This is a genomic window from Roseateles sp. GW821-FHT09B06 (assembly GCF_059418245.1).
On sequence record NZ_JBWKPM010000045.1, the window covers coordinates 17,281 to 27,919 of the forward strand.

Consider the following 10,639-nt stretch of genomic DNA (forward strand, 5'->3'; position numbering starts at 1 on the left):
GCTGAAACAACTGAAACTGGTTTCAGGCAGCCGGCCTGACTGTAAGAGATGCCCTCCAGTACCTCCAGAAGCCGCGGTGCCGCCGCACCGCAGATCGCCCCGTCCGCGGCGCCCGCCACCAGCCGCACCACCATTGCCGACGTGGCCCGGGCCGCCGGTGTTTCCAAGGCCACCGTCTCGCGCTTCCTGAATCGCGGCGAGCTGCTGACGCGCGACATCGCCGCCAAGGTGGAGGCGGCGATCGCCGAGCTGGGCTACAGCCCCAGCCCGATGGCCCAGGCGCTCAAGCGCGGCCGCTCGCGCCTGATCGGCCTGGTGGTGGCCGATGTGACGAATCCCTTCTCGGTGGCCGTGCTGCGCGGCGCCGAGCGCGCCTGCCAGGAGGCGGGCTATCTGGTGATGCTGTTCAACCTGGGCAACGACGGTTCGCGCGAGCGCGAGGCGATCGAGGCGCTGTCCTCCTACCAGGTGGAGGGCTTCATCCTCAACACCTTGGGGCATGACCCGGCCGCGCTGGCCGCGGCGGCGCGCCTGTCCAAGCCGGTGGTGCTGATCGATCGCCGCCATGCCGGCATGCAGTCGGATTTCGTCTCGCTGGACAACGCCGGCGCGGTGCAGCTGGCGGCCGAGCATCTGCTGGACGGCGGCAGCCGGCAGCTGCTCTTCGTCTGCGAGCCCAGCGCCGGCGTCAGCTCGCGGCTGGAGCGGGCGCAGGCCTTCCGGCAGTTCATCGCCGGCCATGCCGAGGCCGTCGACGGCCAGATCTTCGAGAGCGCCGGGGAAGGGGAGGTCGACGGCACCGCCCTGGACCAGGCCCTGCGCGCGCTGCGCCTGCGCGCCGGCCGGCGCCGCATCGGCGTGCTGGCGAGCAACGCGGTGGTCACCCTCAGGGTGGCGGCGGCGCTGGACCGGCTGGGCTGGCGCTTCGGCACCGACCTGGGTTTCGTCGGTTTCGACGAGACCGAATGGGCGCCCTATGTCGGGCCGGGCCTGAGCGCGATCGCCCAGCCCACCGGCGATCTGGGCCGCATCGCGGCGCGCTGCCTGCTGGAACGACTGGAAGGGCAGGAGTTGCCACCGCGCCAGATCCTGCTGCCCGGACGCCTGATCGTGCGCGGTTCCTCTGCGCACAAGCCGGCGTAATTAGGTGAAAACCCTTGTTTTAACCTTGAAACCGGTTTCATAAACTGCGTTCAACGGTGGCGTGAATGCATCGATCGCTCGATCAACGCGCAGACCACCGGATCAAGAACGGAAGACAAGCGTTGTGAATTACGACTTTCAGTTCGGTGCCGTGTTCGCGGCCTGGCCGCTGCTGCTGAAGGGCACCTGGACCACCATCGAGTTGTCCTTTCTGGCCATGCTGCTGGGCCTGGCCGTGGCCATCGTCTGCGCCTGGGGCAAGACCGGCGGTCCTGCGCCGCTGCGCTTCGTGATCAACGCCTATATCGAGCTGATCCGCAACACGCCCTTCCTGGTCCAGCTGTTCTTCTTCTTCTTCGCGCTGCCGGCCATCGGCCTGCGCTGGAGCGCCCACACCGCGGCGCTGACCGCGATGGTGGTGAACCTGGGCGCCTACGCCACCGAGATCATCCGCGCCGGCATCGAGGCCATTCCCAAGGGCCAGATCGAGGCCGGCCTGGCGCTGAACCTGAAGCGCCACGAGATCTTCCGCTTCGTGATCCTGAAGCCGGCGCTGAAGGCCATCTACCCGGCGCTGACCAGCCAGTTCATCCTCCTGATGCTGAGCTCGGCCGTGGTCTCGGTGATCTCGGCCGACGACCTGACCTCGGTGGCCGCCAACCTGCAGTCGCAGACCTTCCGCAGCTTCGAGATCTACATCGTCGTCGCGGCGATCTACCTGCTGCTGGCCATGGGCTTCTCGGCGCTGTTCCGCGTGATCTATGCGCGCAGCTTGAACTACCCCGACCGTCGCTGAGGATTCCGGAGAACAACCAGCATGCGTACCTTCGGATTCCCCGAATTCCTGTTCATCCTCGAGGCCGCCAAATGGACGGTGGCGCTGTCGCTGATCGCCTTCATCGGCGGTGCGCTCGTGGGCCTGGCGCTGGCGCTGGCCCGCGTCTCGGACAGCCCGGCCGCGCAGCGCGGCGCCGGCGGCTTTATCCAGATCTTCCAGGGCACGCCGCTGCTGCTGCAGCTGTTCCTGATCTTCTTCGGCGCGCCGGTGCTGGGCTTCGACATCAACCCCTGGATCGCTGCCGGCATCGCGCTGGTGCTGAACAGCGGCGCCTTCCTGGGCGAGATCTGGCGCGGCTGCATCCAGGCCATCCCGCGCGGACAGTGGGAAGCGGCCGAGGCGCTGAGCCTCAGCTACGTCGCGCGCATGCGCGACGTGATCCTGCCGCAGGCCTTCAAGATCGCGCTGCCGCCCACCGTCGGCTACCTGGTGCAGATCATCAAGGGCACGTCTCTCGCCGCCATCATCGGCTTCACCGAGGTGACGCGTGCCGGCCAGATCATCAACAACGCCACCTTCCAGCCGCTGATCGTGTTCAGCGTGGTCGCGGCGATCTACTTCGCGCTGTGCTGGCCGCTGTCGCTGCTGGCGGCCCGCATGGAGCGCCGCCGCGCCCGGGCGCTGACGCGCTAGCCCCTTCTCCTTTCTTCCCCATCCACAACGGAGACAACCGATGAAGAACTCCCTTACCCGTCGCCTGCTGGTCTCGGCCCTGGCCGCCCTGAGCCTGGGCGCCGCGCTGAACGTTGCGAATGCCCAGACCCTGGCCGAGCTGAAGAAGAAGGGCGAGCTGACCGTGGGCATGCTGGTGGACTTCCCGCCCTATGGCACCCTGAACAGCGCCAACCAGCCCGACGGTTACGACGCCGACGTGGCCAAGCTGCTGGCCAAGGAGCTGGGCGTCAAGGTCAATATCGTGCCGGTCACCGGCCCGAACCGCATTCCCTTCCTCTTGACCAACAAGGTCGACCTGCTGGTGGCCTCGCTGGCCGTGACGCCGGAGCGCGCCAAGCAGGTGCAGTTCTCCAAGCCCTATGCCGCCGCCACCATCGTGCTGTACGGCAGCACCAAGGCCGCGATCAAGGCCCCGGCCGACCTGAAGAACTTCAAGGTCGGCGTGGCCCGCGCCTCCACCCAGGACATCGCGCTGACCGCCGCCGCGCCGGCCGGCACCGAGATCCGCCGCTTCGACGACGATGCCTCGGCGATGCAGGCCCTGATGTCGGGCCAGGTCGACGCGATCGGCTGCTCCACCACGGTGGCCGCCCAGATCGCGCAGCGCGCCGGCAATGCCTTCGAGAACAAGTTCGTGCTGCGCCAGCAGCAGATGGCCGTGGCGATGCGCCCGGGCCAGGAGGAGCTGCTGAAGACGGTGGACGCCTTCATCGACAAACACCGCGCGGCCGAGCTGAACGCCTACTACAAGAAGTGGCTGGGCACCGACTTCCCCGCAATGCAGTGACCCACCCCCTACGCGCTTCGCGCCCCCTCAAGGCGGCGCAGGAGGCGAACGATGGCCAGTCAACCGGCACAGCGATGAGCGACAACACCATGAACGGCAGCAGCAAGGCCGAACCCATCATCCGCATCGCGGGCGTCAACAAGTGGTACGGCCAGTTCCAGGTGCTGACCGACATCAACCTGGACGTGGCCCCGGGCGAGCGCATCGTGGTCTGCGGCCCCTCGGGCTCGGGCAAGTCCACCCTGATCCGCTGCATCAACCGCCTGGAGGCCGTGCAGCAGGGCCGCATCGAGGTGGACGGTATCGAGCTGACCGCCGATGGCAAGCGGAGCAGCAAGCAGGTCGATGCGGTGCGCCAGGAAGTGGGCATGGTGTTCCAGCAGTTCAATCTGTTCCCGCACCTCACGGTGCTGCAGAACTGCACCCTGGCGCCGATGCGTTCGCGCGGCCTGTCGCAGGCCGAGGCGGAAGAGCGTGCGATGAAGTACCTGACGCGCGTGCGCATCCCCGAGCAGGCGCACAAATACCCCAGCCAGCTCAGCGGCGGCCAGCAGCAGCGCGTCGCGATCGCGCGCGCGCTGTGCATGACGCCCAAGATCATGCTGTTCGACGAGCCCACCTCGGCGCTGGACCCCGAGATGGTCAAGGAGGTGCTGGACACGATGATCGGCCTGGCCGAGGACGGCATGACCATGCTGTGCGTGACCCACGAGATGGGCTTCGCGCGCAGCGTGGCCGACCGCGTGATCTTCATGGCCGAGGGCAAGATCATCGAGCAGGCGCCGCCCGCCGAGTTCTTCGCCGCGCCCAAGCATGAGAAGACGCGCCAGTTCCTGGGCCAGATTCTCAGTTCGGCTCATCATCATGGCTAAGGCGCCGCTGCTGATCTCCCTGGCCGCCTTCGGCGCCAGCGAGGTGCTGAGGCTGGGCCAGCTGCACTACACGCGACTGGCGCGCGAGGCCGGCGCCGACGGCGTCGAGGTGCGCGCCGAGCTGCTGCGCGACCCGGCGGCCGAGCTGCCCGAGCTGGCGGCCACCGGCCTTGTCGCCGTCTATTCCAACCCCGAGCCGCTGTGGGGCGCCGATGGCGCGCTGGACCCGGCCGCGTTGGAGCGCGGCCTGCATGTGGCCCAGCTGCTGGGCGCCGAGCGCCTGAAGATGTCGATCGGCGGCTTCGATGCCGCCGCCTCGCGGGGCAGCCTGCCCGCGCTGCGCCGCCGCCTGGCCGACAGCCCCATCGAGCTGGTGATCGAGAACGACCAGACCCCGAAGGCCGGCACGCTGGCGGCGCTGCAGCGCTTCTTCGCCGCACAGGATGAGGCGGGCCTCGACCTCGGCATGGTGTTCGACATGGGCAACTGGCATTGGCTGGGCGAATGCCCGCAGCGCGCGGCCGAGGCCTTCGCCGCGCGCGTGCGCTATGTCCACGCCAAGGGCGTGCTGCGCCGCCCCGAGCGCTGGGTGGCCGTGCCGCTGGCCGAGTCGGCCGCGCCCTGGCGCGCCGTGCTGCGCACCTTGCCGGCCGGGCAGCCCTGGGCCATCGAATACCCGCTGCAGGGCGAGGATCTGCTGGCCGTCACGCGCCGGGAGCTGAGCCTGCTGCAAGCAACGCGAGACATCGGATGAACGACAAGAAGACCCTCGACATCGTCACCTTCGGCGAGGCGATGACCATGCTGGTGGCCGAGCAGCCCGGCCCGCTGGAGCAGGTGGAGCGCTTCATCAAGCGCACCGCCGGCGCCGAGACCAATGCCGCGATCGGCCTGGCGCGGCTGGGCTTCAACGTCGCCTGGGTCTCGCGCCTGGGCACCGATTCGATGGCGCGCTTCCTGCTGGGCGCGCTGCGGGCCGAGGGCATCGACTGCTCGCATGTGGTTTGCGATCCCGAGCAGCGCACCGGCTTCCTGTTCAAGGGCAAGGTCAGCGACGGCAGCGACCCGCCGATCGAGTACCACCGCAAGGGCTCGGCCGCCAGCCAGCTGCGCGCCGAGCAGATCGACGTGCCCTGGTTGACCGCGGCGCGTCATCTTCACGCCACCGGCGTGTTCCCGGCCTTGAACGACGGCACCTATGCCGCCGCCGAGCGCAGCATGACGTTGATGCGCGCGGCCGGCCGCACGATCTCCTTCGACACCAATCTGCGGCCCACCTTGTGGCCCAGCCGCGAGCGCATGGTCGAGAGTGTCAACGCGCTGGCCGCCAAGGCCGACTGGGTGCTGCCCGGCATCGAGGAGGGCCGGGTCCTGACCGGTTCCGACGAGCCCGCGGTGGTCGCGCGCTTCTACCGCGAGCGCGGCGCCAGGCTGGTGGTCGTCAAGCTGGGCGCGGACGGCGCCTATTACGACAGCGATGACAGCCTCGGGGCCGGCTGCGGCCATGTGCCCGGCTTCCCGGTCGAGCAGGTGATCGACACGGTCGGTGCCGGCGACGGCTTCGCGGCCGGCGTGATCAGCGCGCTGCTGGAAGGGCGCTCGGTGCCCGAGGCCGTGAAGCGCGGCTGCTGGATCGGCGCGCGCGCGGTGCAGGTGCTGGGTGATACCGAAGGCCTGCCGACACGGGCGCAGCTGGACGAAGCGGGACTCTGATGGCCAAGGTGCTGGTCTTTCGCGAACTGCCGCCCGACCAGCTGGCGCGCCTCAAGGCCGCGCATGAGGTGACGGTGGCCGACCCGCGCCAGCCGGCACAGCGCGCCGCCTTCGATGCGGCGCTGGCCGAGGCCGAGGGCCTGATCGGCGCCAGCGTCAGGATCGACGCCGCGCTGGCACCCAGGCTGAAGGCGATCTCCAGCATCTCGGTGGGCGTGGACAACTACGACCTGGCCGGCCTGAAGGCGCGCGGCATCATGCTGTGCCACACGCCCGGCGTGCTGACCGAGACCACGGCCGACACCATATTCGCGCTGGTCATGGCCACGAGCCGGCGTCTGGTCGAACTGAGCAATCATGTGCGCGAGGGGCGCTGGGACAGGAACATCGGGCCGGACCTGTTCGGCTGGGACGTGCACGGCAAGACCCTGGGCGTGCTCGGCTTCGGCCGCATCGGCCAGGCCGTCGCGCGCCGCGCGGCCCTGGGCTTCAACATGCCGGTGCGTTATTACGCCCGCCGGCCGGTCGAGGTGCCAGGTCTTGAGGGCAGGGCCGCCCATGGCAGCCTGGACGAGGTGCTGGCCGGCAGCGACATCGTCGCGCTGACCCTGCCGCTCAGCGAGGCGACCCGCGGCCTGATGGGCGCGCGCGAGTTCGCGCTGATGAAGCCCGGCGCGATCTTCGTCAACGGCGCGCGCGGCGCCATCGTGCAGGAAGACGCGCTGCTGGCGGCGCTGGACCGCGGCCATCTGCGCGCCGCGGGCCTGGACGTGTTCGCCACCGAGCCGCTGCCGCCGGACTCGCCGCTGCGCAGCCACCCCAAGGTCACGCCGCTGCCGCATATCGGCTCGGCCACGCACGAGACGCGTTACCGCATGGCGGTGCTGGCGACGGACAACCTGCTGGCGGCCCTGGACGGCCGGCTGCCGCCGGCGGCCTATCCGCTTTGAGTCGCTCTGAGCCGCTGTGGCAGGATGGTGGCCGAGTGCCTACCCATCCATCCACAAGGAGTTTCCGATGAGCCAAATCCGGATCGCCGTCATCGTCGGCAGTCTGCGCCGCGAGTCCTTCAACCGCCGCCTGGCCACCGGCCTGGCGCGGCTGGCGCCGGCCGAGTTCGCCTTCACGCAGCTGGAGATCGGTGATCTGCCGCTCTACAACCAGGACGACGACGCCCAGCAGGCCGAGCAGGTGCTGCGCCTGAAGGCCGAGATCAAGGCGGCCCAGGGCCTGCTGTTCGTGACGCCGGAGTACAACCGCTCGATGCCCGGCGTGCTGAAGAACGCGATCGACCATGCCTCGCGCCCCTATGGCCAGAGCGCCTGGGCGGGCAAGCCGGCCGGCGTGATCGGCACCTCGCCCGGTGCGATCGGCACCGCGCTGGCGCAGCAGCATCTGCGCAATGTGCTGGCCGCGCTCGATGCCCCGACGATGGCCCACCCCGAGGCCTTCGTGCAGGCCAAGGACGGGCTCTTCGATGCCGACGGCCAGATCGCCGAGGGCCCCAGCCGCAAGTTCCTGCAGGGCTGGATGGACCGCTACGTGGCCTGGGTGAAGAAGTTCGCCTGAGTCATCTGCTCGATGGCGCCGGTGGCCAGCGGGTCGGGGCGGTAGCGAAAAGTAGGAAGGTCGTTGTCCATCGGTGCTCCGTGTCACCGAGGATTCGGGCCCTACGGGAGTGGCGGCCAGCTCAGGCCTCGCAGGACGCGGCCGACAAGGTCAGTACCTCGCTCACCGATGCCGCCATCGGTGCCAAGGTCAGTGCCGCGCTGATCGCCGACCCGGCACTGAAGACCGCCGGTGCGCCGACGCGGGGATCATCGGATCAGCCCGCGCCGAGCTGGTCGGAAACGAACGCGCCCGCGCCCGATCGGCGAGTCCTGGCGAACCGGGTGGCGGCATGCAACAGCATCGCCGCCAGCATGATGAGGGCGGGCACCGCGTAGCCCGCATGGTTCGGGATGCGCGTCAGGAAGGAGCCCGCAAAGACCACGGCGATGAACCACACGCCGGTGCGGTGCAAGCTCTTCCAGTTGGCCGGGCCCAGAAAGCGCCTGGGGCCATCGAACGACGTGATCGCCAGCAGCGCGATCGCCATGTAGCCGATCGAGCCCGGTATGTTGGTCGCAGGCATGCGCCCGGCCCAGAACGCCTCGGGCGCCATGTTCACGTAGACGATCAACGCCAGCGCATGCACCAGTTGGGCAAAGGCGAACGACAGTCCAAGATAGCGCCGCTCCCGCACCAAGGCTCGGGTCAGGTCCGAGGGCGCGAGCTTTGCCAGCGAAGACGCCGTGAACGTGGGCAGGAACAGGATGAACGCGGCGCGTGCCGTCACCCGCACGGCGTACTGCAGGGACTGCACCGGATCGGGTGCCAATGCGTAGGCGACCGCCGCTGCCAGCACCACCAGGGCCGACAAGGCAAAAAAAGCTTCCAACGGGTCATGTATTTCTCCTGGACCGGGTGACTTGCCGCCATGACGCGGCGTGATTCCCATGCTAGGGAGCGGCCCTACCGAAGGTCTGTAAGCTTTCTTGCAATTCAACGAATCGTGATACCTGCCTCGCCATGGAAATTAGCGCCGCTCTGATGGAGAGGATGTCCTCAAACATGTGGTTCCAGTCGCTGCCCGAAACCGAGCGGCGGGAGCTGCTGGCCGGTTGCGCCCCGCGCCATCTCGCCGCCGGCGAATCGTTGTTCCGGCGCGGCGATCCGGTGGACGGCTTTTACGGGATCGTCGAGGGCCGCCTCAAGGTTTCAAACGTCCGCAGCGACGGCAAGGAAGGCATCCTGGCGATCCTGGAGCCCGGCAATTGGTTCGGGCAGGTATCCACCATCACGGGATGGCCACGCGCCTACGACGTCGTTGCGGTCGAGGCCGCGCAGGTCCTGAGGCTGCTGCCGCAGGCCTTCAACGCGCGCATGCAGAACGCCGCGTTCGCCAAGGCGATCGCGGAACTGCTGTGCCAGCACATCGGGCTTCTCTACCAGATGCTCGAAGACGCGACGCTGCATTCCACGCGCACGAGGATTGCCCGCCGCCTGATGCGCCTTGCGCGCGGCGATGTCAGCCTCGCTGCCGAGCAGCGGGCGAAGATTCCGGTCTCGCAGGACACCCTCGCCATGATGCTGGGCATCTCACGCCAGACACTCGCTCTCGAACTCAAGGCGATGGCGGCGCAAGGTGCCGTCGCCGTGCGGTACGGGCATGTCGAGATCCTCTCCATGGAGGCGCTCAAGTCGTTCGACGACTAGGCAAGGCCCGCGTCCCAGCCGTTCTCCGACGGCCGCTCAGGCAGCGCCCCGCGAGGGCTGGCCGGACTGCGGCCGAATCGCCCCTCGCTAACGCCCCAAGAGCGGCCGCCCACTGCCCAGGTAGCCCGTGCCGCCCGTAAATGGGGTCGCTGCAACGCGGCGGGCGGCGCAGCGGATTCGGCCGCAACTAGGATCCTTCCATGCCGACCTCGCTTCCCACCGCCGAATGGCAGCACCCCCATGTCTTCGACGAGGGCAACCCGCTGGCCGCCCGCAACACGCGCTGGGCCGTGCTCCTCACCGTCGTGATGATGGTCGCGGAGATCGCCGGCGCTTACGTCTTCAACTCGATGGCGCTGCTGGCGGACGGCTGGCACATGAGCTCGCATGCGGTGGCGCTGGGCGTGGCGCTGCAGGCATATGGCGCCGCGCGGCGCTGGGCGCAGGACGGGCGCTTCGCGTTCGGCACCTGGAAGATCGAGGTCCTCGGCGGCTACAGCAGCGCGCTGCTGCTGATCGGCGTGGCGGGCTTGATGGTGTGGCAGTCGGTGCAGCGCCTGCTGTCGCCGACGCCCATCCATTACGACGAGGCCATCTGAGCCGTCTTTCAACATTGTGCCGATGCAGCTTTAAAGTTGAGGGGGCGAACGACCCACCGTCATCTCCAATGAAGCACGGGCCGAATTTCCACATCGGCTGTGGCCCAAATTCAACATTCCGTCTCCATGCCCCATCGCCAACACCGGCCTCGAGGTCGTGCCCCAACCGTACTTGAAGCCAATGTCCTGAAGCTCAGGGCCTTCGAGATCGTGCTGGTCCTTTTCTACATGGAGGACCTGAAGCGGCACATCATCGACTCCATCCAGTTCAGCGACTACCTGCACGGGAACGGGGTTGACCGTTTGACCGATAGCAAGCCCAAGACCAAGGAAGGCAAGAAGCTGGAGCTGGCCCGTGCGGTGCTCGTAGCTGAAGGGGTCATTGACCAGACCGAAAGTGACGAAATCAAGAATCTCGTGGATTACCGCAACACCATCGGCCATCAGATCCAGCATTTGACAGTCGACGTCGGGGCCTACTCGGAGCTAATGTGCTTGACGAAGGAGAACCTTGAGCCGGTCGTTGCCTACGATTCCAAAGCTGCTGAGCGGGCCTGCGAGCTTCGGCTGAATGTCATGAAGGGAATGATGGGAAAGTTCGTTCAGCCGATGAGCTTCAACAGCCTTGCCTTCGAGGCCGCAGAATTGACCTATGTGGTGGAGATCAAGAGGCTCAAGTGTTGATTCCCGCGCAATCCTGACCCACCGTTTCCATCCAATCTTGACCCACCCTTGTTAGTGCCTCTGGGGCTCA

Annotated in this window: 12 protein-coding genes and 1 pseudogene; 12 read left to right on the forward strand and 1 reads right to left on the reverse strand. The window is 67.9% G+C overall.

Features of this window, described 5'->3' with window-relative positions; translation table 11 throughout:
* Positions 1-48 precede the first annotated feature (48 nt).
* The 9 genes from AC07OQ_RS23640 (at position 49) to AC07OQ_RS23680 (ending at position 7,597) form a co-directional block, all read left to right on the forward strand.
* Positions 49-1,143 (forward strand): LacI family DNA-binding transcriptional regulator, encoded by a 1,095-nt coding sequence (locus AC07OQ_RS23640; RefSeq protein WP_495055597.1) that lies wholly within the window; start codon positions 49-51, stop codon positions 1,141-1,143.
* A gap of 124 nt (positions 1,144-1,267) precedes the next feature.
* Complete coding sequence (locus AC07OQ_RS23645) at positions 1,268-1,939, forward strand: amino acid ABC transporter permease (RefSeq protein WP_495055598.1); 672 nt, start codon at positions 1,268-1,270, stop codon at positions 1,937-1,939.
* A 21-nt stretch (positions 1,940-1,960) separates the two neighbouring features.
* On the forward strand, positions 1,961-2,614 hold the full coding sequence (locus AC07OQ_RS23650; protein ID WP_495055599.1) for an amino acid ABC transporter permease: 654 nt from the start codon (positions 1,961-1,963) through the stop codon (positions 2,612-2,614).
* 40 nt (positions 2,615-2,654) lie between these two features.
* Positions 2,655-3,443: a transporter substrate-binding domain-containing protein gene (locus AC07OQ_RS23655; protein WP_495055600.1), complete on the forward strand. Its 789-nt coding sequence runs from the start codon at positions 2,655-2,657 to the stop codon at positions 3,441-3,443.
* 74 nt (positions 3,444-3,517) lie between these two features.
* Complete coding sequence (locus AC07OQ_RS23660) at positions 3,518-4,315, forward strand: amino acid ABC transporter ATP-binding protein (protein ID WP_495055601.1); 798 nt, start codon at positions 3,518-3,520, stop codon at positions 4,313-4,315.
* On the forward strand, positions 4,308-5,069 hold the full coding sequence (locus AC07OQ_RS23665; protein WP_495055602.1) for a sugar phosphate isomerase/epimerase family protein: 762 nt from the start codon (positions 4,308-4,310) through the stop codon (positions 5,067-5,069). Before AC07OQ_RS23660 ends, AC07OQ_RS23665 begins: the two co-directional genes overlap by 8 nt.
* On the forward strand, positions 5,066-6,028 hold the full coding sequence (locus AC07OQ_RS23670) for a sugar kinase (RefSeq protein ID WP_495055603.1): 963 nt from the start codon (positions 5,066-5,068) through the stop codon (positions 6,026-6,028). Before AC07OQ_RS23665 ends, AC07OQ_RS23670 begins: the two co-directional genes overlap by 4 nt.
* Positions 6,028-6,978, forward strand: coding sequence for a 2-hydroxyacid dehydrogenase (locus AC07OQ_RS23675; protein WP_495055604.1), 951 nt, complete (start codon positions 6,028-6,030; stop codon positions 6,976-6,978). The genes AC07OQ_RS23670 and AC07OQ_RS23675 overlap by 1 nt, the downstream gene beginning before the upstream one ends.
* A gap of 67 nt (positions 6,979-7,045) precedes the next feature.
* The gene (locus AC07OQ_RS23680; RefSeq protein ID WP_495055605.1) at positions 7,046-7,597 is read left to right on the forward strand and encodes an NADPH-dependent FMN reductase; all 552 of its coding nucleotides are present in this window, start codon (positions 7,046-7,048) and stop codon (positions 7,595-7,597) included.
* 256 nt (positions 7,598-7,853) lie between these two features.
* Here AC07OQ_RS23680 and AC07OQ_RS23685 read toward each other — a convergent pair whose 3' ends face one another.
* Complete coding sequence (locus AC07OQ_RS23685) at positions 7,854-8,468, reverse strand: hypothetical protein (RefSeq protein WP_495055606.1); 615 nt, start codon at positions 8,466-8,468, stop codon at positions 7,854-7,856.
* A 173-nt stretch (positions 8,469-8,641) separates the two neighbouring features.
* Between AC07OQ_RS23685 and AC07OQ_RS23690 the strand changes: the two genes are divergently transcribed.
* The 3 genes and pseudogenes from AC07OQ_RS23690 (at position 8,642) to AC07OQ_RS23700 (ending at position 10,569) form a co-directional block, all read left to right on the forward strand.
* Complete coding sequence (locus tag AC07OQ_RS23690) at positions 8,642-9,286, forward strand: Crp/Fnr family transcriptional regulator (RefSeq protein WP_495055607.1); 645 nt, start codon at positions 8,642-8,644, stop codon at positions 9,284-9,286.
* Between the two features lie 200 nt (positions 9,287-9,486).
* Positions 9,487-9,882, forward strand: a pseudogene (locus AC07OQ_RS23695) (cation diffusion facilitator family transporter); the annotation flags it as partial.
* Positions 9,883-10,011: 129 nt separating this feature from the next.
* Positions 10,012-10,569 (forward strand): hypothetical protein, encoded by a 558-nt coding sequence (locus AC07OQ_RS23700; RefSeq protein WP_495055608.1) that lies wholly within the window; start codon positions 10,012-10,014, stop codon positions 10,567-10,569.
* Positions 10,570-10,639: the final 70 nt, after the last annotated feature.

Excerpts from the sequence above, each read along its gene's own strand:
- AC07OQ_RS23640 (WP_495055597.1), top strand. The coding sequence starts at position 49 with ATGCCCTCCAGTACCTCCAGAAGCCGCGGTGCCGCCGCACCGCAGATC.
- AC07OQ_RS23650 (WP_495055599.1), top strand. The coding sequence starts at position 1,961 with ATGCGTACCTTCGGATTCCCCGAATTCCTGTTCATCCTCGAGGCCGCC.
- AC07OQ_RS23655 (WP_495055600.1), top strand. The coding sequence starts at position 2,655 with ATGAAGAACTCCCTTACCCGTCGCCTGCTGGTCTCGGCCCTGGCCGCC.
- AC07OQ_RS23660 (WP_495055601.1), top strand. The coding sequence starts at position 3,518 with ATGAGCGACAACACCATGAACGGCAGCAGCAAGGCCGAACCCATCATC.
- AC07OQ_RS23665 (WP_495055602.1), top strand. The coding sequence starts at position 4,308 with ATGGCTAAGGCGCCGCTGCTGATCTCCCTGGCCGCCTTCGGCGCCAGC.
- AC07OQ_RS23670 (WP_495055603.1), top strand. The coding sequence starts at position 5,066 with ATGAACGACAAGAAGACCCTCGACATCGTCACCTTCGGCGAGGCGATG.
- AC07OQ_RS23675 (WP_495055604.1), top strand. The coding sequence starts at position 6,028 with ATGGCCAAGGTGCTGGTCTTTCGCGAACTGCCGCCCGACCAGCTGGCG.
- AC07OQ_RS23680 (WP_495055605.1), top strand. The coding sequence starts at position 7,046 with ATGAGCCAAATCCGGATCGCCGTCATCGTCGGCAGTCTGCGCCGCGAG.
- AC07OQ_RS23690 (WP_495055607.1), top strand. The coding sequence starts at position 8,642 with ATGTGGTTCCAGTCGCTGCCCGAAACCGAGCGGCGGGAGCTGCTGGCC.
- AC07OQ_RS23700 (WP_495055608.1), top strand. The coding sequence starts at position 10,012 with ATGCCCCATCGCCAACACCGGCCTCGAGGTCGTGCCCCAACCGTACTT.